This window comes from Apibacter muscae, from assembly GCF_007845635.1.
GTDB lineage: Bacteria > Bacteroidota > Bacteroidia > Flavobacteriales > Weeksellaceae > Apibacter > Apibacter muscae.
This window is the reverse complement of the sequence record NZ_SELG01000032.1, coordinates 49,157-72,525: the sequence shown is the minus strand read 5'-3', so window position 1 is coordinate 72,525 and position 23,369 is coordinate 49,157. Positions and strand designations below refer to the sequence as shown.

Below are 23,369 nucleotides of genomic sequence, written 5' to 3'. Positions count from 1 at the left end.
TTAATAACATAGTAAATTTTTTTTTAATTTTAAAACAATTAATTAATAATCATCAGATTGGAAGTCTATTTTAAGAGCAGAATTTGCTTCATATATATTCCATTCAAAATTACCCGCATATACAGTTGCTGCTTGATTCCATCCCTCTTCACCTAAAACTTTAACTTCATAATTGTGATTTGCAATTACCCTCATAGAAGTAAATGCAGTAGCACTTGTTGGGTTATTGTTTATACCAATAGAAGAACTTCCTGGAATGGGTCTCATAGATAGTGGAGTACATCCAGCATAAAATTTTGTAACAGTTCCTTGTTCGGCTGTTCCTGGAGTTATATCAGTAATTTGTATTGTAAAGAAGGTATTGCCAATTTGAGCAAATGTGCTAGCATCTGCAGACATTTGTGTATAAATTAATGTAGAAATTAGTATTGTACCATCCTTAGGTGCAACAAATTTCTCAGTAAAAGTTGGTATTTCAATTCCTGAACCATTACTACTTACATAGGGTAATTGATATAGTTCTCCTTTCTTTGTTTGTTTGTAAACTAAATTTGAAAAATCTTGTTTTTTACCATGACTAGTTAGCAATACATTCCATTTATTATCTTGCCATAAATATAATCCAGAGGAAAAGCCAAGGTTGGTTGTGGTATTATATACAATTGTTCCGTTTTGAATTTCAGTTAAATCTTCTGCCAAGGGTAAAGGAGAATTCAAGGAGGATAAAGCCACTCTATTAGGTAAGAAACTTTTATCTGGCGAATTTAATATTAAATCGGCAGATTTAGAAGTTGTTTTACTATCAGCATTGACATTTGAAGAAGTTATAATAACTTGACTTAATAAGGATTGAGAAAATGTTCCTCCCCATAAAAGTGTTAATAATATAAGTTTAATTTTCTTTTTATACATAATAAGTGATTTATTGAGCGGCTGTAAAATTACAATTTTTTAATTATGTGTCAATTTATTTTTATTTATTTTTAAGTATGCAAAATTTAAATTATTGTTTAAAAATAGTTGCAATATTGTGGAATTGAATATCAATCTATGTTATACAAAAAAAAATAAATTAAATCATCAATATAAAATTTTATATACATAATAGTTCTCTATTTCTTGTTTGTCTTAAATAGATCAACAATAAATAATAACTATTAGTTAGTATTATAAATTTAGAATAATCTAAGTTGAATTTTTTTTAATGATTTAAAATGTTATCTTATAAAATAAACATTTAGATAATATTATCAAATTATTTAATGTAAATCGTAATCTTATAATCATTGATGGCTGAAAATTTATAAAAATATATAAATTTGATTTTATTGAAGAATTATAGCCTAATTCACAAGAATAAACTACATAATTATATCTAACTAATGAAGATTTCCTGACGATTATTAGTAATTTAAATATTTTACTTAAATCTTTTTAAGTTCGCTTTTTATTTGACAAATTTCTGATTTTAATTATTATATTAAGTTTTTATAGGAATTGAATTATTGTAATCATCTGTCTCCTTTAAAATAATAAATTTATTGTTTTTTTTGCAACAATTTTAAAGTTATTGATATTATAAGCTATATTTTTTTTGAATTAGCTGTGTCTATTTTTATATTTATTACTTTTTAAATATTCTCGATTTGTAATTTCATCTAATAAATATGATTTGAAATTAGACTAACCTTGATTTAAAATGAAACAAAATTGTATGATAACTTAAGCTTAGTTGTGTTTAATAATATTTCCAATTCAAGATGCTATAATTTTGAATTTTATCGGTATAAATCTGTAAATGTTTTAAATAAACGAGATTAACTTTGTTAAGTTAGAGACTTATAATATATGTAGTAATAAAATTAGTTTTATTAATAAGTAATTATTAGAGAAGATGTAAAGTGAAAATATAAGGTTGTAGTTCTTATTTGTTTAAACTTCAGTCAAAGTTAAAGTGATATTTTATAGAGTAATGGTTGTATAAGTAGGTGCTTAGTTTATCTTAAGCTGGAATATATGTATATTTAAATTTATTTATTGAATATAATATATAAACTATCTATTCTTTATTAATTAAATCATTAAATTCTGTTTGATTTTTAGATATAATGTTGATATTCTGAATTTGTATATGTTTTTTAATATTTAGAAACTGAATGTAAATTTCATCAACCAATTTTCAAATAGTCTATAGGTAGAATTTTCTTAAATCTAATTTTAGGTAAAATTGGTGAATAATGACTTCATATTTAATTGATTATTGTTTAATTCTATCATAATGATAAAAAAAAAACAATCCCAATATAATCCATCATTTAGTTTAAATCTAAAATTATTATTTAATAATATATTTTCAAGGAAAATCAATTTATTAGATTAGATTTATTTAATCTTGATAAATTTTCTTAAACAAGGCTCTTATAAGTCTATATGAAATAACATTTTAGATTGTATTTTTTGGATAAAGGAATACTTGTTTCAATAATATTTTTATGAAGGCTGTATAATTTTTAGGAGAAAAATTTAATCTAAAGTTGTTTTGGTTTTATTAATAGTTATATCAGTGAATTTGGTCATAAAAAATAAGCTTCCTAATTATAAATGAAAATAAATATGATTTTAATTTATGTAATTAGCAACAATCAGTGAAGTTATAATGATTCGTTAAAACATTGTTACTAAAAAAAAGTTTACTCAAGTAATTTTTTTTAATGTATAACTAATTTTTTTTTAAAGAAAAATGCTAATATATCAATTAATTATAAAAAAAGTTAGTTTTTAATCCTTTTAAATATGATAAATCTTATGTTAATTAGTTATTTCTATGAATTACATAATTTAATAATAATTCAAGGGAATCTCTACTGGAATTTTTTGGGAATGAATATAAAATATTTAAAGCTTTTTCTTTGTATTCATTCATTTGTGAAGTGGCGTACTTCAAACCGCCAGACTCGATAACATAAGCTATAATTTCCGATATTCTTTTTTTGTCTTTATTGTGATTTTTAATTGAATTTAAAAGCCACTTTTTTTTGGTAGTATCTGCATTATTAATGGCATAGATTAATGGTAAAGTCATCTTTCTTTCCTTAATATCTATACCTACCGGTTTTCCGATAAAACTTTTACTATTATAGTCAAATAAATCATCTTTAATTTGAAATGCTATTCCTGTGTATTCACCAAACAATCGAAGTTTATGAATAGTTTCATCATCCGCATTGGTGGAACAAGCTCCAGACTCGCAACAAGCAGAAATAAGAACTGCAGTTTTCTGTTTAATAATATTAAAATATACCTCTTCAGTAATATCTAATTTACGGCTTTTTTCTAGCTGTAACAATTCGCCTTCAGCCATATCTCTAATTACTCTAGATATAATCGATAATAAATCAAAATCTTTATTATCGGTCGCAAGCAAAACACTTTTTGATAGTAAATAATCTCCTACAAGAACTGCAATCTTATTTTTCCAAAGGGCATTGATTGAAAAGAATCCTCTTCTCATATAACTTTCATCCACTACATCGTCATGCACTAAAGTAGCCGTATGTATCAGTTCAATTAAAGAAGCAGCTCTGTAAGTTTTGTCAGAAATTTCTCCTGTCAACTTAGCGGTTAAAAAAACAAACATTGGACGCATTTGTTTACCTTTTCGTCGAACAATAAATTGGGTAATTCTATCCAAAAGGGGAACCTTACTTTTCATAGATTGATAAAATCTTTTTTCAAAAAGCAACATTTCTTCTGCAATAGGAATTTTAATTTGTTCAGCGATTTTTGACATTTATGGAATTAGATAAGAATTTTTAGATTTATTTTTATCAAATATAAAAATAATTTATTTACCTAATTTTAGCTATGTTTAAATATAAGAACGAATAAAAGCAAATAAAAATAATTAATTCAGAATTAAAAAATAGATTAGTACAAAAAAATGGCTTCTATTTATGATTTTACCTATTAAGTAAATGTTAAAATAATTATATATAATGTAGGCTAAATACTTTACCAAAAAGAATTTATTATATTTGTCTTCAAAAAAATTAAATCTAATAAGGCAACAAATTTTGCTTGTTTACGTTTTCAAGTGAGATGAAGATAAATTTAAGTGATAAACATGGCTTTATTCATTTAGAGAATAATTAAAATATGAAAAATAAATTCTTATTAGTGCTATTAATATTTATGTCTTTGAATGCATGGACAAATGCTCAACGCCACGAAATAGGAATTTCTTTAGGTCAACCCAATCTTATTGCAGATATAGGTAAAACTAATTTTATACAGTTTAAGGCTGATGGTGCAAATACTCCAATATCCATTGGTATGCTATATAGATATAATTTAAACAATAGACAAAGTTTACGTTTTAATTTATCATATAACAAAGTCTTTTTTGATGATAATGAAGCTTCTGAAGGTTATAGGATTGATAGAAAGCTTTCAGGGATGAATAATATTATCGAAGCATCATTACTATTTGAATATTATTTTTTTGATATTAACAATATCCAAAATTTTGCCAGTTCTCCATATATTTTTGCAGGTTTAGGCGTATTCACTCATAAAAACCCAAAGTATACTATCAATCACCAATTAATAAAAAATTCAGACGGAACTTATAAACCACCAATGAATTCCAGCGATTTTGAATCTTCTATTGAAAAGAGCACTTCCACAAAATTAGATGTAAGTATTCCTTTTGGAATTGGTTATAAATTTAAATTTAATTATAATTGGTTGTTAGGATTTGAAATAGGAGCTAGATATACAACACAAAATAATTTGGATTACAGTAATTTGGCAGACAAAAATTTTACTAGTAATATAGATCCTAGGTTATTACAACAAGGCAATTTATCTTCGTCCATTCAAGAAGAAATTAATAAAAGAAATTCAGATATTAAAGAAAGCTATCAAACAGGAAATACTTTTAAAAGTAATGATTGGTATTTAGTTTGGGGTGTAAATTTAACCTATACTTTTGGCAGACCTCCGTGTCTATGCAATTAAAAATTAATTAATGTTTAAGAAGAAAGAAAAAGAAATCGACATTACTAAAACTGAAATGCCACGACATGTAGCTATTATTATGGATGGCAATGGCAGGTGGGCAAAAAAGAAAGGGATGATTCGGTCGTTTGGGCATCAAAGCGCAATTAAATCCGTTAGAGATTCCATTGAGTTTTGTCAAGATATGAAAATTCCTTATTTAACCTTATATGCATTTTCATCCGAAAATTGGAATAGACCAACTTTTGAAGTGAATGCACTAATGTCGTTATTAGTAAACACTATAAAAAAAGAAACAAAAACTCTTATTGAAAAAGGGGTAAGAATCAAAGTTATAGGTAATATAACCAAGTTGCCTAAAGATGTTTATAATGAATTGGAATCATTAATAAGAATTACAGAAAATTTGCAAAATGGGACCTTAATTTTAGCTTTAAGTTATGGAGCTAAAGAAGAAATTATAGAAGCAACAAAAAAAATAGCGTTGGATTTTGCAAGTAATAAAATCACAGAAGATCAAATTAATGAAGATCTTTTTAGCAGTTATTTATATACCAAAGATATTCCTGATGTAGATCTTTTAATTAGAACCAGTGGGGAATGTAGGATTAGTAATTTTTTACTATGGCAAATTGCTTATTCAGAATTATATTTCACAGATGTATTATGGCCAGACTTTAATAAAGGAGATTTTTTAGAAGCCATTAAATATTATGCTACCAGAGAGAGAAGATTTGGAAAAACCAGTGAACAATTAAAAGTTAAGTAAAAAAAGAATCGCAGATTAAATTATGAAGAAATTATTGGCCTCAGTATTAGGCATATTACATATATTCATATTTGGACAAATTAAAGATAGTATTCAGACTCCGCCGTCCATTTCAGATACCGTTACTATAGATAATGATACACTTAAAGAAGAAACTTCATACCTTGAGCCACAGGAGAATTCTTATTTGATAAAAGAAGTTAATGTTACGGGTACTACCCAGTACACAAAAAATCAAATAATGAGATATACAGGATTGTATGAAGGAGAATATGTTGAAATTCCTGGCATGCAAATCAATATGGCAGTAAAAAAATTATGGGATTCTAAATTGTTTTCTGATGTAGAAATTTATCTCTCAAAAATAGAAGGTAAATCGGTTTATTTAAGAATTAATTTGCGAGCTCTGCCAGACTTAGGGAATGTGAAATTTTATGGAATCAGCAAATCAAAAGGAGAAAAATTAATTAAACAAAATAATTTAAAAACAAAAACGAAGATAACCGATGATTTACGCAGTAAGCTTCAAAATTCTTTAAAAGAAGAATATACTGAAAAAGGCTATCCGTTCCCAATTATTCAAATAAAAGAACAGCCAAATAAATCTGATGCGTCTTTAATCAATTGGAATGTAATGGTTAACAAAGGGCCTAGGGTAAAAGTAGGTAAAATTATTATAGAAGGCAATGAAGTTTTAAAGCCTTCTAAAATAAAGTCAAAAGCATTTAAAAATACTAAAGAAAAGAAATTCTTTAGATTTTGGAAAAAATCCAAATATGTACCAAAAAAATATGAGGATGATTTAAAAAAAGTCATAGAGACTTTCCAATCCTTTGGCTATAGAGATGCTAAGATAGTATCAGATACAGTTTATAGAAAAGATGACAAAGATTTTGAAATAAAGGTAGATATTGAAGAAGGTAAGAGATATTATTTGGGAGATGTAACTTTCTCAGGGAATTCAAAATATTCCAGTGAATTGTTATCTAAAATTTTAGGGTACAAAAAAGGAGATCCTTATGATGCCGTTGGGATTAATAAAAAAGTTACAGGTTCTGAAAAAAATGATGATATAGCTACTTTATACTATAACAATGGATATGTATTTTCAAACGTTGTACCTATTGAAAAGGCTGTAAGAAATGACACTATTGATGTAGAAGTAAAGATAAGAGAAGGTGAACAAGCGTATTGGGACAAGGTAACCTTTACGGGAAATACTAAAACCCATGATCATGTAGTACAAAGATCCTTAAGAACGGTTCCAGGTAATTTATTTTCAAAAGAAGAAGTGCAAAGAACTATGATGGAATTGGCACAAATGCAATATTTTGAAGCTCAAACATTAGTGCCTGAAATAACTCCTAATCCTGAGACCAAAACGGTTGATGTCAATTATAAATTAGAAGAAAAAGGAACGAATAGTCAGATTGAATTGCAAGGGGGCTATGGAGGAAATAGATTTATAGGTACTTTAGGACTTACTTTTGGTAATTTTTCTTTTAATGATTTCTTTAAGAAAAAAGCATGGAAACCCATTCCAACCGGAGATGGACAAAGTGTTTCTTTAAGAGCTCAAGCAGGTAGCAATTATCAAAATTATAGTATATCGTTTACTGAACCATGGATTACTGGTAAACGTCCAACCTCTCTTTCTGTATCCTTTTATACCACATTTTTAAATTATAGAGATTATTATCAGGAAGGTAAAAACAGATTAGATATATATGGAGCTCAGGTGGGCTTAACTACACGTCTGAACTGGCCGGATGATTATTTTAGACTTTCTTATGGTATAAATTATCAATTGTACTCCTTTCACAATTATCCGTTCAATGTATCAAATACCACTTGGTCGAATGGTCAAAGTAATAATTTTAGTTTTTATGCTTCTATAGGAAGATATTCGGCAGGATTAGACCCTATTTTTCCAACCATGGGGTCTGAATTTGAATTATCATTAAAAGCTACACCGCCTTATTCATTGTTTAATAATGAAGATTATAGGAATAAAACAGATAATGAAAAATACAAATGGCTGGAGTACTTTAAAGTAAAATTAAAAGCCTATTGGTATCAAGAATTAGTCGGTAAAGCAGTTTTAAAAGCTGGAGGGGAACTTGGGTTTTTAAGTGATTACAATTCTAAAGTAGGAATTCCTCCATTTGAAAGATTTTACTTAGGAGGAACAGGAATGTACGGGAATAGATATGACGGTAGAGAAATAATTCCTTTGAGAGGGTATAGAGATCCTACCGCTTTTGGAGGTCAGCCCAATGAAGATATTACTCCGTTAGGAGGAGGAACGTCTTACGCTAGATTTTTAATGGAATTGAGGTATCCATTATTGTTGGGAGGAGCAACAAAAATTTACGCTTTAGCATTTGTGGAGGCAGGAAATGTATGGTCCAATAATAACTCATTTAATCCATTTGAATTAAAAAGATCTGCCGGAGTTGGATTTAGAATATTTATGCCACAGTTTGGAATTCTAGGTTTTGACTTTGCTAAAGGTTTTGATCCAGCAATCAATTCAACAGGAGCAAGTGGATGGCAAACACACTTTGTATTTGGTCAACAGCTATAATAGTAATAAATTTTAGTAATGAAAATAGAATAAAAATTGGTACGATTTTAGAAATACTTTAAGATATTTATAATGAAAAAACTACTTACTTATATTTTTTTATTTTTGCTCTTCTATTCTGGCACTGCTCAAAAGATGGCTTATGTAGATACTAAATATATTTTAAATCAAATGCCTCAGTATCAACAAGCGCAGCAAAGGTTAGATAATGAAATTAAAAAATGGCAAACGGAAATTCAGAAAGAACAATCTAAATTAGATCAGCTAAGAGTTGAATATGAAAATGAGAAAATATTATTAACGGATGATCAGCAGAAAAATAGATTGTCTATCATTGATAGTTCAGAGATTAAAATTCGGAACTTTATTGATAAAAAATTTGGATCCGAGGGAGATTCTTTTCGATTAAGAATGAATTTTGTTAAACCACTACAAGATCAGATTTGGAATGCTATAAATACTGTCGCATCCAGAGATAAATATGGACTTATCTTCGACAAATCATCTGATTTAATTATGGTTTTTACTGATCCTAAGTACGACATTACGGATAAGGTTTTAAAACAAATGGGTTTAGATGCTAAACAAAGTAAGAAAAAGGAATCTCAAACCAATTCTAACTCACCATCGAAAATTTCTAAAACCGAGGATATAATTCAGGAATCAAATGAGGATAACAATGAAATTAATGTAAAAGAAAAGTCAAACAAAAAAGATCAAACGAAATCTGGATACGGAAGTAAATATGTACCTAAAAAGAAAAAACAGGCAGTTGAGATCCAAGAAAATGGAGATAAAGAGATTGATAAAACTAATAATAAATCCAAAGAAAATAAACTTAATAATAATAAAGAGGTAACTGATACTGCTGAAGCCGAGGTGGAGAAACCCAAAGAAAATCCGGAGGTTAAAAAAGCGACTACCGCACAACCCAATAAAGGCTATGGAAGTAAATATGTTCCAAAGAAAAAGACTGCAAACAGTAATAAGTAATAAAATTTAAACATAATTAATACATATAAAATGAAAAAAATCACACTAGTAGTAATGTTATCCGCATTCGTAGGTATTTTTCAGTTAGCAAAGGCACAAACTGGAGATGCAAGTAAAATTGCTTATATAAATTCCATGGAATTATTAAACTCCATGCCTGAAAAAAAAGCAGCGGATGAGCAATTAAAAAAATTGGCAGACCAAAAGAAAGAAGGTATTAAAAAACAAGAAGAGGCTCTAGCAGCTAAGTATAATAAAATTCAAGAAGATTTGAGTAAAAAGTCTCAGACTGAATTGGATTCTATGAAAGATCAACTTCAGAAATACGAACAAGAATTACAATCAGATCAGCAAAATTTAGCTACACTTAGAGAAGATGCAGCGAATGCATTGGATAAAAAACAAGCGGAGCTGTACGATCCAATAATGAAAAAAGCTCAAGAAGCGGTAGATGCAGTAGCAAAAGAAAAAGGTTATCTATATGTTTTTGATACTTCTCAACCTTCATTGATTTATGCCGCTGGTCCAAATATTTTGGCAAGTGTAAAAGCTAAATTAGGGCTTTAAATACTAGTCTAACAATCAATACAAAATAAAAAAAAGGAGTTTTAATGAAACTCCTTTTTTTTTATTATCCATCTTAATTTGTCAGGAAACCAATTAACATTTATAAATTTAATTGGTTTATAATATCATTCTTTAATTACATTTAATAATTTTTCAAGAGCCATTCCTCTAGATCCTTTTAATAAAAGATTTTTAGTAACAATTGAATGTTCCTTGAAATAATTTTTAGCTTCCTCCGTGGATTTGAATTTTTTAATTTTAAAGTCATCTATAGTAGTTGAATAAAAATTCTCCCCCACTAAGAATATATTATCAAAGTTTGTATTTAAAGCTAGAGAAACAATTTTACTATGTTCATATGCAGACTCCTTGCCCAGCTCAAACATATCTCCTAGAATGATAGTTTTTGAGCCTTCAAACACAGAAAAATTTTTTAAAGAAGCTTCCATGCTACTTGGATTTGCATTGTAAGTATCTAAAACCAAAGTTTTATTACCCAGTTTAACGATTTGTGAACGTTGATTTTGTGGAAGATAATTTTCAATTCCAACTTTAATTTTTCCAATCTCTATTCCAAAATATAAACCTAGAGTAGCTGCAGCACAAAGATTGGTATAATTATACTTTCCAGTTAATTGAGAATTAATCAAGCAATTTTGATATATAAGACTAATCGTATGATTGCTATTTTCTTGATAAGAATAAGTATAATCTCCTTCTGTGCCAAAGGAGATAGAATCAATCCCATTAGATAATTCCATCTGTTTAGTGTCATCAGTATTAACAATAACTTTTTTATGGTTTTCTCTAAGAAAAGAATATAATTCCGATTTTCCTCTATAAACCCCTTCCATACCTCCAAAACCTTCCAAATGGGCTTTTCCAAAGTTAGTGATATAACCGATGGTGGGTTGACATATCCCTGAAAGTAGTTCAATTTCCTTTAAATGATTGGCTCCCATCTCAACAATAGCAATCTCATGATTTTGATTAATGCTAAGAAGAGTTAATGGAACACCTATATGGTTATTTAAATTTCCTTGAGTATACCATACATTAAATTTCTCTTTTAAAACACTAGCCATCAATTCTTTGGTGGTTGTTTTACCATTACTACCGGTTAAGCCAATAATAGGAATATTTAATTGTTCTCTATGGTAACGGGCTAGATTTTGCAAACACAGCAAGCTATTTTCAAAATAAAAAATTCCTTTACTAGGATTTGATAAATTTTTATCATCAACAACAGCTGCTAGTGCCCCAAGTTCAATGGCTTCATTGGCGAATAAATTGCCATTAAAATTTTCACCTTTTAATGCAAAATAAATGCTTTTAGAGGTTATTTTTCGCGTATCTGTGGTTACTCCACTAGATTGTAGATATATAGAATATAGTTCTTCAATAGTCATTTTAATACATAATATAATTTAATCTAAACAAATATAAAACTTTTATATATTGAATGAATTTATATCCTCTGTAATGAACGAACTATTAAATCCTATATAGTTTGATGGAAATTTATAATTTTAAATAATTGTTTAAAGTTCAGTTAGCATTTTTGGGATTAGGTTTTAACCATTGGCTTAGAGAACTTTTATATTTCTGATAGAATTTCTTAGCACCTATATTGGGGTCATTATATTCAGATACTGTACTTATTAATTCATTAAGCATATCTTCGTTCAAATTAAAATTTTTAAAAAATTCAGTAAGTTCAGGTTCATCTTTATCAAAGCCTTTTCTTGAAATTATAGAAATTTTATCAGTAGGAAAGATATTTTTGGAATCCTTTAAAAGTTTTAAATGGAATTGTGACCACATAAAATGAGGTTTCCATCCAGTAATAACTATCCATTCTTTTTCGTTTATAGCCTTTTTTAAAGCGGCAACCATTGAAGTTTCGGAAGATGGCAACTGAGAATATTCTAAACGATATTCTTTGATAGCCTTATTAGTATTCGCAAAAATTCCGGCACCGGAAGATATACCGTAAATTTTATTGTTAAATTTATCTTTATATTTATTCAGTTCTTCAATATCTTGGATAGTAACATATTCAGGAACTACAAGCCCGGTAGAACCATCGTCAAAGACAGAACCTAAAAGGTCAACACGATCGCCAAATCTGTCCCAGTAATTTTTATGGGTATATGGCAGCCAAGCATCCATATATATATCTTCATCACCTCGTGCAATCGATGCGAAAATAGGCCCCGGTTCTAATCTTTTCATACTTACTTTATATCCTTTATCTTCAATGATGTTTTTGGCAAGATAAGTAATTGCGATTCCGTCAGCCCAATTGGGGTAAAGAAGAGAAACATCATATTTTTTTACTCTTTTACATGAAGTAAAGCCCAGAGCTAACACTATCGAGAGTAGAATGTATTTATATTTAAACATGTTTATTACTTTTTATTTCCAAGTGATTGTGTCATTCGATCTAAAATTATTGCTAGAATTACAATACATAACCCCGCTTCAAATCCTAAAGCAACATCGGCTTGTTGTATGGCTGCATAAACGCTTTCTCCAAGACCTCCGGCTCCAACCATGGAAGCAATTACTACCATTGATAATGCCAGCATAATTACTTGATTAACTCCTGCTAAAATGGTTGGTTTTGCCAAGGGAAGCTGAACTTTAAATAAGGTTTGAGTTTTCGTACATCCAAAGGCAATGGAAGCTTCAACCGTTTCTTTAGGTACATCTCTAATTCCTAAGGCCGTCATTCGTACAGCAGGGGGTAGTGAAAAGATAACAGTAGCTATAACTCCGGGAACATTTCCAACTGAAAAGAATAAAATGGCAGGGATAAGATATACAAAAGCTGGCATGGTTTGCATAAAATCTAGTAAAGGCCGTACAAGTAAGTTTACTTTTTTATTTCTTGCGCAAATAATTCCTAGAGGAATACCTATAATAAGAATAATAAAGGTTGAAACTATGACTAAAACAAGAGTATCCATGGCTTCTTTCCAAAATCCCATCCAATAAATGAGAACTAAACCTAATAAGGAGAACAAAGGTAGTTCTAAAAGCTTTCTAGCATTACTAGGTGTAAATTTTATGTTTTTAAATCCTTTATTTTTTAGTGCAAAAGATAGTAAGACCATCAATAATATGATTATATAAAAAGGCAAACTAAGCAAAATGCCTTGTAATACGTCTATGCAATTTTCAATAATAATAGTAATTTGTTTAAAAATGGGTGCTCCTTTTATAGAAACTACATCAACAAATTTTTCAATATATTTTCCTAAATCTAGTTTTTCCATAATTTTAATTTGCATTTTCAATAATTGTTTTTACTTCCTCTTCATCATAACCTGTGACTAAGGATACAACATCAGAATAACTAATATATCCTAAAGGATAATTATTTTCATTCACCACCGTTAATGGATAATTTTGATTGATAAATAGAGGTAAAGTATCAGAGACAGACATATCCTCTCGTATTCTAGGAATTTCAATAAGAATAGAATTTAAATCCGTGGATTTTGATAGAATCAGATTCAACACATCTTTTTTTCTAATATATCCCAAAAACTCTTTATCATTACTTATAACGGGTAAAAGACGAGTATTTAGTCGTTCCATTAATCTATAAATTAATGCCGGTCCTTCTTTTCCAATAGTGATTTTAACTCTAAAAGGTTCTGCAATGGAAGAAGCAGTAATAACCTTAGACATGTCTACGTTACCAATAAAGTCTTTCACATAATCATTCGCAGGATTTAATAAAATATCTTCTGGCGCTCCTTGTTGCACAATTACTCCATCTTTCATTATCACGATGGTATTTCCAAGTTTTAAAGCCTCATCTAAGTCATGGGTAATGAAAATAATCGTTTTTTTTAGTTTCTGTTGAATTTCTAGCAGATCATCCTGCATTTGAGTTCTTATCAGAGGATCCAGAGCACTAAACGCTTCATCCATTAATAAAACTTCAGAATCAGCCGCTATTGCACGTGCAATTCCCACTCTTTGTTGCATACCACCACTTAACTGATCAGGATAGGAATTTTCATAACCATTTAAACCTACCAAGTTTAAAACTTCTTTAGCCTTCGCATATCTTTCTTGAAGTGGAATATTTTGTATTTCTAATCCAAAAGCTACATTATCTAGAATGGTTTTGTGAGGCAATAAGCCAAAATGTTGGAAAACCATACCTATTTTTTTTCTTCTTAGATTCAGAAGTTGCTTACGATCCATTTTTGTTATATCTTCACCGTCAACAAGAATAGAACCGGAAGTAGGAGTGTTTAACATGTTGAAGCATCTTAATAATGAAGATTTGCCACTACCTGAAAGTCCCATAATTACAAATATTTCACCTTCTTGTATTTCCAAGTTAGCATTATTAACGGCTACAGTACATTTGGTTTTTGAATGGATTTCTTTTTTGCTTTTACCTTTCTTAAGCATTTTCATTGCCTGATTTTTAGCAAATCCAAAAATCAGGTACAAATCTTTTACCTTGATCTTGCTCATAAATAATTTTATTTATACGATTTATATTATAAGATAATTTTTATAATGAAAGCTAGGCTTTGTAGGGCGAGAATTCACCCAATGTTCGATTAGAAAAAATAAAAATTATCTGCACTTCACTAAAGATAATCTGTTTAAGATGTAAAATTGAAAATAGTAAAATATAATTTCACCTAAAACTTTAGTGCCCGCACTATACGGAGTTTAAAAAATTAACTTTGTTAATTAATGTAATGCAAATCTACGAAAAAAAAATAAAATAAACCAATAATGAGTTATATTTTAGGGAAAAGGAATAAAATACACAAAAAATAACCTTCTTTTTTAAATTTATTAATTTTAAAAAAGAAGGTAAAGTTAAATTATGAAAACTTTAAGGAAGTTCTAATTTTATGTAGGTTTTGTGAAGCTATTTTTCTAGTTTTATTAGCTCCTTCGGATAAGATTTCATCTAGAATGTTTAAATGATTCATGTAATAATCATATTTTTCTCTTATTTCAGAAAATTCTCTTAGAATAACATTTAACAATTCTTTCTTAGCATTTCCATATCCATACCCACCGGCTAAATATTGTTCGCGCATATTATCAATTTCATGCTCTTTGGCAACTAATTTGTAAATATTAAAAGCGTTACAAGTTTCGGGGTTTTTGGGTTCTTCAAGAGGCGTAGAATCGGTTACAATGGACATAATTTGCTTTTTCAAAATTTTTTCAGGAGCAAAAATTTGGATGGTGTTATTTCTAGATTTGCTCATTTTATTTCCATCTAGCCCAGGAATATACATAGTATTTTCTTGAATTTTCGCCTCCGGAATAACTAAAAGATCAGGATGAATTTGATTAAATTTCTGAGCAACATCTCTGGTCATTTCCAAATGTTGCAATTGATCTTTACCTACCGGTACAATTTGAGCTTCGTATAGTAGAATATCGGCGGCCATTAGCATAGGGTAGGTGAATAAACCTGAATTTACATCTTCCAATCGATCTGCTTTGTCTTTAAACCCATGAGCAAGAGCTAGTCTACTATAAGGAAAATAACAAAGTAAATACCACATAAGTTCAGTTACTTCAGGGATGTCAGATTGTTTATAAAAATAAGTTCTTTCAGGATCTAAACCACAGGCCAACCAAGAAGCAGCAATTTCGTAGGTGTTTTGTTTGAGAATATCTGCATCTTTTATTTGCGTCATAGAATGCAAATTAGCAATAAAAAAGAAAGATTCATTCTTAGGATCTTTACTTAATTCAATCGCTGGCATAATGGCTCCTAAAAGATTTCCTAAATGAGGGGTTCCTGTGCTTTGTATCCCCGTTAAAACTCTCATATGTATATTTTTATATATATTCAATAGCAAAATTACATAAATTAACTAAGAAAATTCTTAGTTTTATTCCAATTAGAAGCGTAATTTTAAATCCGTGGAAACCATAAATAAGAAACTTTTATTGCAGATTGATAATTCTCCGTTAATAATTTTCCGAATCTTTTTTGGATTTTTACTTTCAGCAGAAACTTTTGGAGCAATTCTTACCGGTTGGGTGAAGGAAAATTTAATGATTCCTAAAGTTTTTTTTCCATTCATAGGTTTTGAATGGTTACACCCATTGCCGGGCTTTGGAATGTATATTTATTTTTTTACGATGGGAATTCTCGGTATTTTAGTCATGATTGGTTACCGATATAGACTTAGTTTATTATTGTTTACTTTTTTGTGGACGGCACAATATTTAATGCAAAAAACCTCTTATAATAATCATTACTATTTTCTACTATTGGTCTGCATTATAATGTTATTATTACCGGCCAATGCCTATGCTTCTTACGATGTAAAACAAAAAAGAACTCTAAAATCGTATACTATGCCCCAATGGTGTTCGTATGTAATGATTTTCCAAGTTTCCATTTTATATTTTTTTGCAACTGTAGCAAAGCTATATCCGGATTGGTTAAATGGTACTTTTACACAGATTCTCTATGCCAATAAATCACATTTACCCATAATAGGGGAATGGTTTAAAGAAAAGTGGTTCTATATACCTATAGCCTATTTGGGGTTAATGTTTGACGGATTGGTAGTTCCTTTTTTACTATGGAAAAAAACAAGAACTTTTGCTTTGATTGCGAGTTTGATTTTTCACCTTTCTAACTCTTTAATACTTCAAGTGGGTATATTTCCATATTTTGCCTTAAGTTTTATCGTTTTTTTTTATTCACCAGAAACTATAAGGAAAATATTTTTTAAAAAACACCTAAAAATTGAGCCGCAAGAGTATGTGAAATCAATACCGTATTTTACAAAGTATTTCTTTGCGCTATTTTTCACCTTACAAATTTTACTCCCTCTTAGACATTATTTAATTAAAGGAAACGTTTTTTGGACCGAAGAAGGTCATCGTTTAAGTTGGAGAATGATGCTACGGCAAAGGAGCGGTAGTACTTATTTTAAAATTGTTGATAAAAAAACGAAGGAAATAATTTCTTATAATTTAAGTGATTTATTTACTCCTAAGCAAATCAGTAGAATCAATGCATATCCTGATTTTATTTGGCAGGCGGCTAGATATATAAAAGATGATTTAGCTAAAAAGGGGCATGAAGTAGAAATTTATGCCAATTCGTACGTATCCGTTAACAATCATAGCCCTAAAATGTTTATAAATAAACAAGTAGATCTAACCCAGGCGCATTGGAACTATTTTAGTCATTCTCCTTGGATTCTTCTAGAGGAAGACTATAGAGATTAAAAAGTTATAATTTTGAATAATAATTATAAATTAGACGAGAGATCTTCGCAATCATAGATGCATTTACCTCATCAGTTTCTTTAGAATTCATAATAAAAATAGCTAAAGTATACTTTTTCCCATTAGGAAGTAAGACAAATCCAGCGTCATTATCTGCCACCTTAATACCATTGTCTCTATAGGAATTTCCTGTTTTATGTCCCACAATTAAATCCTTAGGGAGCAATCCTTTAATTTTATTTTCACCCGTATTGGTTTTTATAAGAGTTTCTATGAGGAAATCTTGGTATTCATCTTTAAAAATCTTTTTATTTAAGATTTTATTAAACAAAATTGCTGTAGCCAAAGGTCTAGTCCAATTTAAATACTGATTGTCGTGGTTTTGGCTCATCTCTTTTTCTGTACCTTTAATGCTAATTTCATCCGTACCTAGACTTTTAATATAATCTTCTGTTTGTACGGGACTGACTAGATAATTAAATAAGTAATTACTTACATTATTATCACTTAAACAAAGGCTGTAATATAATAAATCTTTGATAGAAATATTAAAATTACCCTCTGGTCTTTCTTTAAACAAAGGACTGTAAGTATTAGGATCAAGATCTTCTTTTTTTATAAAATATGAGGTGTTTAATGAAAGTTTATTTTTTTCTAAATAATTCAATATTGCCAAGGCTTGATGAAATTTGTATACACTCATTGTTGGATAGAGATACTGATTGTTAATACTAAGCGTATCATTGTTATGGTATATAACTCCAACTCCTACCGTTGCTTGCTTATCTTTAATTACATTTTGTATAGAATCAATTAAGATTTTTTGAGAAAAAAACAAATTGATGGATAGTAAAAATAGCAGAGTGATAAATTTTTTCATTTCCTAAAATTTTATATTAAATCTGAATCACCTAGTCATTTAAGTAATCAGACAATTGATCAGTAGCTATATTTTCTTGTTTGCCAGTGATTATATTTTTGATTGTGATGGTTTGATTTTTTATTTCTTCCTCCCCATAAAACACAACATATTCAAAATTATTTTTTTCAGCAAAGGAAAATTGTTTTTGTAATTTTGTCTTTTCAGGATAAAGGTCACAAGCAAAACCCATCAATCTTATTTTTTGTATAAGCATTAAGGCATGAATGCTTTCATGGTCTCCGAAGTTAAAGAAAAGTATTTGTTTGTTTTTTTGCGTAGATTTAGGAAATAGATTAAGTTCTTCCATAACTAAATATATACGATCTAAACCAAAAGAGATACCTACACCAGACATATTTTTAACTCCAAAAATTTCAGTAAGGTTGTCATATCTACCTCCTCCGCCAATGGAGCCCATGACTACATTTTTAGATTTTATTTCATAAATGGTTCCGGTATAATAGTCTAAGCCTCTAGCAAGTGTTAAATTAAATTGAAGATCAGCAGTTTGTAAGCCTATTTGCATAGTAGAATTATAGATAAATTCTAATTCTTTAATACCTTCTAAACCAATTTCAACATCTTGAAATATTTCCTTGAGTTGAATTAATTTTTCTTCAAAAGAACCGGAAAGATTAATTATAGGAACAAGTTTATCTAATGATTTTTGTGATATTCCTTTAGAAGCCATTTCCTCTAATATTTTATCTAAGCCTATTTTATCTAATTTATCCAGGGCAATGGTAAATTCAATCAATTGGTCTTCAATCTCTGCATATTCTGCAATGGCAGCTAGTAGTTTTCGGTTGTTTAAATGAATTTCAACAGGCAATTGAAGTTCCGTAAATACGGAATCGTACAGCAGAATAAAATTAACTTCGTACCATAAACTTTCAGAACCTACAACATCGGCATCACATTGAAAAAATTCTCTAAATCTACCTTTCTGAGGTCTATCTGCCCGCCAAACGGGTTGAATTTGGTACCTTTTAAAAGGGAAGGTTAATTTTCCATGATTCATCGCAACATATCGAGCAAAGGGTACGGTCAAATCATATCTTAAAGCTTTTTCAGAAATTAGAGGTATGATATTTTTTGAGTTCCAAGTAGAAACTTCAGAATCCTTCTCCTTTACATTATCTAGAAAGTCACCACTATTTAGAATTTTAAAAATTAAACGATCTCCTTCTTCCCCATATTTACCAGTTAGGGTTTGCAATTTTTCAAAGGAAGGAGTTTCTAAAGGGTTGAATCCAAATTTTTCAAAATTAGATTGTAAAACAGAAATTATATATCTTCTTTTATAAATTTCTTCGGAGGAAAAATCTCTAGTACCTTTAGCTATACTTGGTGTCATATCTCTTTATTTGAAAAGTCTAATTGTGAATAACAAATATAGAACAAATGTTTAATGACAAAAAAGTAATTTAGTTGTTAAATAAAAAAGACCTTAAGAATATAATTCTCAAGGTCTTTCTTTTTATCTAATTTAGATAAATATTTCTATCTAAAAGAAGATGTTAAAGGAATTTCAACATCTGGTTCTTTAGTTATTCTATTTCTTAAATCCCTTCGGAAAATTTCTATAACCCAAGTCCATAGGATATGACCAAACAATTCTGAAAAATGTTCTTCTAGGGGTTGATTCCATGGTGCAGGAATGGTTCCTAAAGCGGGCATAAGAATGATATGAAATAGGAAATTTAGAAATATACCGTAAAGAGTTCCTTGCCATAATTTTATTTTAGGGTAATATTCTGCGACCACACAATACACAACAGCAAAAAAAATAGCGAATAGAAAATGAACAATAAAGCTCATTATAGGTCTAGGATTTTCATTGAAATAATATACTGCATGAGATAAATCGTAAGGCATCCCCAGCTGTTCTAACAATTGTTGGGGTGGATTGGTTAAATCTCTTTGTGGGGTTCTAGGAGGGAAAGGAACTTCCCAACCAAATTTAATAATTGCACCAACAATTCCGCTAATTATACCCACCCATATAGCAACTTTTAATCTAATTCTTGAAGGATCAATCTTACCGTTCATATTACGTTTTTAGGCAAAATTAATATTAAAATCGATTTTATAAAATTTAAAATGTTATTATTTATATGAATAAGAGCATTAAGTTTATTTAATAGATAGGAAATGTTAGTCAATTAAAACTTATAAGACATTTTAAATCATCGATCAATCACAGCATTCAATTATTTAAATATTATTAAATTCGCATGAAATAATAAACATTAAATGCATATTCCAGATATACCCAGTTATTACGCTCTAAAATCAATACATATTATCTTTATGGTTAGTTATTTTGCGGGGATATTTTATTTAATAAGGCTTTTTGTCTATTATATAGAGACGAAAGAAAAGCCGGAATTGGAAAAACAAATTCTACAAAAACAGTACATATATATGATTTCCCGTTTGTGGGACATTATAATTATACCGGCAGGAATCATCATGACGCTAACAGGCTTATTTATGGTAGCCAATACAAGAGGAGACATCCCTTTTTATATATTGACCCAAAAATGGTTTCATATAAAAATAGTGTTTCTTATTGGATTAGCTTTTTACCATTATTGGAGCTGGAAAAGTATTAAAAAAATAAAAAATGATCAGTTCACTACAACGTCCATAAAATTAAGAATGATGAATGAAGTCGCCACCATTATATTATTTGCTGTTGTTTTTATTGTAATGTTCAAACAATTTTTTATGGGTATGTGGGTTAGTTTACTAATCAGCTTCATTGTATTGGTTCTAACAATTATGTTGGTTGTTAAATTCGTTAATAGAAATAAGAAAAAATAAATCAATGTTTTCAATTTTAAAAAAAGAACTTTGGGCATATTTTGGAACCTTAGGTGCTTATATAGTTGCGGTTGCTTATATACTTATAAGTTCTTTATTCCTATGGTTTTTTGATAGTAAATTTGATACTTTTAATATATTTAATGTAGGGTTGGCTTCGTTAAATAATTTTTTTGTATTATCTCCTTGGCTATTCATTTTCTTGATTCCTGCATTGTCCATGAAATCCATAGCAGAAGAGGAGCAGACGGGTACATTGGTTTGGCTATTTTCTAAACCTTTATCCATTGAATCTATTATAGCTGGTAAATTCTTAGCGATTAGCATATTAGTCATTTTTACACTTTTCCCAACACTTATTTATGTTTTTACCATATATAATATTAGTATGCCTGAAGGGAATATTGATTTAGGGGCTATATACAGTGGCTATGTTGGATTAATATTTCTAAGCACTGCTTTTATTTCTATAGGAATATTTGCTTCTTCTTTGGTTAAAAATCAAGTTCTGTCTTACATAGTAGGGGTATTTCTTTGTTTTTTTTGTTTCTACGGGTTTGAAAATCTAGCTTCCTACAACTTATTAGGAAATTATGATTATTGGTTACAAAGAATGGGATTCTACCAACATTATACGAGTTTTACCAAAGGAATTATAGATACTAGAGATATAGGTTATTTTCTATTTATAACTACTTTATTTGTATTTGCATCAATTCAATTAGTCAAATTAAAAAAATAGTAAAATGAGGTTTATAAAAAATAACATCATAGTTTTGATATTGATGTTCATAGGCATTCTTTTAGCCTCTGGAGTTTATTATAAAAGATATGATTTAACCTCTGACCAAAGATATACATTGTCAGAAGCTACAAGAAATGTACTTGAAAAAATAGATAAACCTATGGAAATAGATGTTTATCTAGAAGGAGATTTTCCTGCAGATTTCAAGCAATTACAATTAGAAACGCTGACTCTTTTAGATGAATTTAAACGAATAAATCCTAATATATCTTATCAATTAATTGATCCGGTAAAACAAAAAATATCCCAGGACACTCTGGAAGCCATGGGGATGTCTCCTTCTGCTTTACAAGTTGAAAAAGAAGGAATATCCACTCAAATCATATTATTTCCATATGCGACAATTAAATACAAAGGATATGGACAGACGGTTCCCTTAATTACTCAACAAACTGGAATAAATGCCGAGGAACAGATGGCTAAATCCATGGAAGGTTTAGAGTTCGGATTCATTAATTCCATCGATAAATTATCCAATAAACATCTCAAAAATGTTGGTATTTTGGTTAATCAAGCAGAATTAAACAAATTAGAAATGTTTAGTCTAGCTAATAGAATTGTGCAAAATTATAATTTTGGTCCTATTTTTCCTAAAGATGAACAATCTCTTAAAATTCAAGATTTACCCACATTAAAAAAGTTTGATGCGATAATAATTGCTAAACCAAGAAAGGCTTTTACCGATGAAGAAAAAGTAGTAATTGATCAATACATCATGAATGGTGGCAAAACACTTTGGGCTATTGATCAGGTAAATGCCGAAATGGATACTTTATTGAAATCTAGTAAGATTTTAGCTTATCCTTACGATCTTAATCTAACCGATTTATTGTTTTCCTATGGTATAAGAGTGAACTCCTCAGTGGTTAAAGACTTGCAAAGACCAGATTACATTAATTTGCAAGTAGGATCGGTACAGGGAAATCCTCAAAATAGGAGAGTTCCTTGGGTATACTTTCCATTAGCCTTTCCACAAAAATTTAGTCATCCGATAACTAAAAATTTAAATCCGGTACGTTTTGAATTTCCTTCTCCTATAGATACCCTATCAACCCCAGGTATTAAAAAAACTGTTTTATATCAAAGCTCACCTTATAGTGGAGTTCAAGGAATACCATCATACATATCTTTGGAAGAAGCAAAAATTTCCAATAAAGACAGTGTAAATGTAAATTTGTATAATAAAGGTCCCCAAATTTTGGCAGTTTTATTAGAAGGAGAGTTTTCATCTGCCTACAAGGATAGAATTGAGTCATCGCAAGTAGAACATTTTAAAAACCAATCAAAAAATAATAAAATGATTGTAATTTCTGACGGTGATGTAGCTAGAAATCCTATTATCAAAGGTCAACCTTTGCCACTTGGTTTTAACATCTCTACAGGTAATATGGATTATGGAAACGAAGAATTTTTAATCAATTCATTAAATTACTTACTAGACGATAGCGGTTTAATGTCATTAAGAAATAGAAGTGTTGAATTGAGAATGCTAGATAAACAAACCATAGTAATGGATAAATCATACTGGCAGTGGTTGAATTTGCTGCTCCCTCTAGTAGGAATATTTATGATTGGTGGAGTATTAATATTCTTAAGAAGAAAAAAATTCAGATAATTTTATAAA

Annotated in this window: 19 protein-coding genes; 9 read left to right on the top strand and 10 right to left on the bottom strand. The window is 29.2% G+C overall.

Features of this window, described 5'->3' with window-relative positions; all coding sequences use genetic code 11:
* Positions 1–42 precede the first annotated feature (42 nt).
* Positions 43–912 (bottom strand): hypothetical protein, encoded by an 870-nt coding sequence (locus ETU08_RS05435; protein WP_146262011.1) that lies wholly within the window; start codon positions 910–912, stop codon positions 43–45.
* A gap of 1,900 nt (positions 913–2,812) precedes the next feature.
* Positions 2,813–3,790 (bottom strand): polyprenyl synthetase family protein, encoded by a 978-nt coding sequence (locus ETU08_RS05430; protein ID WP_146262010.1) that lies wholly within the window; start codon positions 3,788–3,790, stop codon positions 2,813–2,815.
* A 365-nt stretch (positions 3,791–4,155) separates the two neighbouring features.
* On the opposite strand from ETU08_RS05430, the gene porG reads away from it, so the two are divergent.
* From porG to ETU08_RS05405, 5 genes are all read left to right on the top strand, one after another.
* Positions 4,156–5,019 carry a type IX secretion system protein PorG gene (porG, locus tag ETU08_RS05425; protein WP_146262009.1) on the top strand — a complete coding sequence of 288 codons (864 nt, stop codon included), beginning with the start codon at positions 4,156–4,158 and terminating at the stop codon, positions 5,017–5,019.
* 10 nt (positions 5,020–5,029) lie between these two features.
* Positions 5,030–5,788, top strand: a complete 759-nt coding sequence (locus ETU08_RS05420; RefSeq protein ID WP_146262008.1) for an undecaprenyl pyrophosphate synthase — start codon at positions 5,030–5,032, stop codon at positions 5,786–5,788.
* A 22-nt stretch (positions 5,789–5,810) separates the two neighbouring features.
* The gene (gene bamA / locus ETU08_RS05415) at positions 5,811–8,375 is read left to right on the top strand and encodes an outer membrane protein assembly factor BamA (protein WP_146262007.1); all 2,565 of its coding nucleotides are present in this window, start codon (positions 5,811–5,813) and stop codon (positions 8,373–8,375) included.
* Between the two features lie 72 nt (positions 8,376–8,447).
* Positions 8,448–9,368 carry an OmpH/Skp family outer membrane protein gene (locus ETU08_RS05410; RefSeq protein WP_146262006.1) on the top strand — a complete coding sequence of 307 codons (921 nt, stop codon included), beginning with the start codon at positions 8,448–8,450 and terminating at the stop codon, positions 9,366–9,368.
* Between the two features lie 30 nt (positions 9,369–9,398).
* Positions 9,399–9,935, top strand: a complete 537-nt coding sequence (locus ETU08_RS05405; RefSeq protein ID WP_146262005.1) for an OmpH/Skp family outer membrane protein — start codon at positions 9,399–9,401, stop codon at positions 9,933–9,935.
* A gap of 125 nt (positions 9,936–10,060) precedes the next feature.
* On the opposite strand, the gene ETU08_RS05400 is transcribed toward ETU08_RS05405, so the two are convergent.
* The 5 genes from ETU08_RS05400 to trpS form a co-directional block, all read right to left on the bottom strand.
* Positions 10,061–11,344, bottom strand: a complete 1,284-nt coding sequence (locus ETU08_RS05400) for a UDP-N-acetylmuramoyl-tripeptide--D-alanyl-D-alanine ligase (RefSeq protein WP_146262004.1) — start codon at positions 11,342–11,344, stop codon at positions 10,061–10,063.
* A 139-nt stretch (positions 11,345–11,483) separates the two neighbouring features.
* Complete coding sequence (locus tag ETU08_RS05395) at positions 11,484–12,341, bottom strand: glycine betaine ABC transporter substrate-binding protein (RefSeq protein ID WP_146262003.1); 858 nt, start codon at positions 12,339–12,341, stop codon at positions 11,484–11,486.
* A 5-nt stretch (positions 12,342–12,346) separates the two neighbouring features.
* Complete coding sequence (locus tag ETU08_RS05390) at positions 12,347–13,216, bottom strand: ABC transporter permease (protein ID WP_146262002.1); 870 nt, start codon at positions 13,214–13,216, stop codon at positions 12,347–12,349.
* Positions 13,217–13,220: 4 nt separating this feature from the next.
* The gene (locus ETU08_RS05385) at positions 13,221–14,438 is read right to left on the bottom strand and encodes a quaternary amine ABC transporter ATP-binding protein (protein WP_146262001.1); all 1,218 of its coding nucleotides are present in this window, start codon (positions 14,436–14,438) and stop codon (positions 13,221–13,223) included.
* 362 nt (positions 14,439–14,800) lie between these two features.
* Positions 14,801–15,769: a tryptophan--tRNA ligase gene (trpS, locus tag ETU08_RS05380; protein WP_146262000.1), complete on the bottom strand. Its 969-nt coding sequence runs from the start codon at positions 15,767–15,769 to the stop codon at positions 14,801–14,803.
* Positions 15,770–15,863: 94 nt separating this feature from the next.
* Here trpS and ETU08_RS05375 point away from each other — a divergent pair, with 94 nt between their 5' ends.
* Positions 15,864–17,189 (top strand): HTTM domain-containing protein, encoded by a 1,326-nt coding sequence (locus ETU08_RS05375; protein ID WP_311388698.1) that lies wholly within the window; start codon positions 15,864–15,866, stop codon positions 17,187–17,189.
* Positions 17,190–17,193: 4 nt separating this feature from the next.
* On the opposite strand, the gene bla is transcribed toward ETU08_RS05375, so the two are convergent.
* The 3 genes from bla to ETU08_RS05360 all read right to left on the bottom strand — a co-directional run bounded on the left by bla (position 17,194) and on the right by ETU08_RS05360 (position 20,163).
* Positions 17,194–18,069 carry a class A beta-lactamase, subclass A2 gene (bla, locus tag ETU08_RS05370; RefSeq protein ID WP_146261999.1) on the bottom strand — a complete coding sequence of 292 codons (876 nt, stop codon included), beginning with the start codon at positions 18,067–18,069 and terminating at the stop codon, positions 17,194–17,196.
* Between the two features lie 31 nt (positions 18,070–18,100).
* Positions 18,101–19,468 (bottom strand): histidine--tRNA ligase, encoded by a 1,368-nt coding sequence (gene hisS / locus ETU08_RS05365; protein WP_146261998.1) that lies wholly within the window; start codon positions 19,466–19,468, stop codon positions 18,101–18,103.
* 146 nt (positions 19,469–19,614) lie between these two features.
* Positions 19,615–20,163, bottom strand: a complete 549-nt coding sequence (locus tag ETU08_RS05360; RefSeq protein ID WP_146261997.1) for a YagU family protein — start codon at positions 20,161–20,163, stop codon at positions 19,615–19,617.
* A 204-nt stretch (positions 20,164–20,367) separates the two neighbouring features.
* Here ETU08_RS05360 and ETU08_RS05355 point away from each other — a divergent pair, with 204 nt between their 5' ends.
* Genes ETU08_RS05355 through gldG form a run of 3 tightly spaced genes read left to right on the top strand, consistent with a single transcriptional unit; the run spans position 20,368 to position 23,360 of the window.
* A complete protein-coding gene (locus tag ETU08_RS05355; protein ID WP_146261996.1) occupies positions 20,368–20,940 on the top strand; it encodes a CopD family protein in 573 nt (190 codons plus the stop codon).
* A gap of 4 nt (positions 20,941–20,944) precedes the next feature.
* A complete protein-coding gene (locus ETU08_RS05350; RefSeq protein ID WP_146261995.1) occupies positions 20,945–21,682 on the top strand; it encodes an ABC transporter permease subunit in 738 nt (245 codons plus the stop codon).
* Positions 21,683–21,686: 4 nt separating this feature from the next.
* Complete coding sequence (gene gldG, locus ETU08_RS05345) at positions 21,687–23,360, top strand: gliding motility-associated ABC transporter substrate-binding protein GldG (protein ID WP_146261994.1); 1,674 nt, start codon at positions 21,687–21,689, stop codon at positions 23,358–23,360.
* Positions 23,361–23,369 lie beyond the last annotated feature (9 nt).

Coding starts and splice junctions, on each gene's coding strand:
- ETU08_RS05390 (WP_146262002.1), bottom strand. CDS start 13,216: ATGGAAAAACTAGATTTAGGAAAATATATTGAAAAATTTGTTGATGTA.
- ETU08_RS05355 (WP_146261996.1), top strand. CDS start 20,368: ATGCATATTCCAGATATACCCAGTTATTACGCTCTAAAATCAATACAT.
- ETU08_RS05385 (WP_146262001.1), bottom strand. CDS start 14,438: ATGAGCAAGATCAAGGTAAAAGATTTGTACCTGATTTTTGGATTTGCT.
- bla (WP_146261999.1), bottom strand. CDS start 18,069: ATGAAAAAATTTATCACTCTGCTATTTTTACTATCCATCAATTTGTTT.
- ETU08_RS05420 (WP_146262008.1), top strand. CDS start 5,030: ATGTTTAAGAAGAAAGAAAAAGAAATCGACATTACTAAAACTGAAATG.
- gldG (WP_146261994.1), top strand. CDS start 21,687: ATGAGGTTTATAAAAAATAACATCATAGTTTTGATATTGATGTTCATA.
- ETU08_RS05435 (WP_146262011.1), bottom strand. CDS start 912: ATGTATAAAAAGAAAATTAAACTTATATTATTAACACTTTTATGGGGA.
- trpS (WP_146262000.1), bottom strand. CDS start 15,769: ATGAGAGTTTTAACGGGGATACAAAGCACAGGAACCCCTCATTTAGGA.
- ETU08_RS05405 (WP_146262005.1), top strand. CDS start 9,399: ATGAAAAAAATCACACTAGTAGTAATGTTATCCGCATTCGTAGGTATT.
- ETU08_RS05395 (WP_146262003.1), bottom strand. CDS start 12,341: ATGTTTAAATATAAATACATTCTACTCTCGATAGTGTTAGCTCTGGGC.
- hisS (WP_146261998.1), bottom strand. CDS start 19,468: ATGACACCAAGTATAGCTAAAGGTACTAGAGATTTTTCCTCCGAAGAA.
- porG (WP_146262009.1), top strand. CDS start 4,156: ATGAAAAATAAATTCTTATTAGTGCTATTAATATTTATGTCTTTGAAT.
- ETU08_RS05400 (WP_146262004.1), bottom strand. CDS start 11,344: ATGACTATTGAAGAACTATATTCTATATATCTACAATCTAGTGGAGTA.
- ETU08_RS05360 (WP_146261997.1), bottom strand. CDS start 20,163: ATGAACGGTAAGATTGATCCTTCAAGAATTAGATTAAAAGTTGCTATA.
- ETU08_RS05430 (WP_146262010.1), bottom strand. CDS start 3,790: ATGTCAAAAATCGCTGAACAAATTAAAATTCCTATTGCAGAAGAAATG.
- ETU08_RS05350 (WP_146261995.1), top strand. CDS start 20,945: ATGTTTTCAATTTTAAAAAAAGAACTTTGGGCATATTTTGGAACCTTA.
- bamA (WP_146262007.1), top strand. CDS start 5,811: ATGAAGAAATTATTGGCCTCAGTATTAGGCATATTACATATATTCATA.
- ETU08_RS05410 (WP_146262006.1), top strand. CDS start 8,448: ATGAAAAAACTACTTACTTATATTTTTTTATTTTTGCTCTTCTATTCT.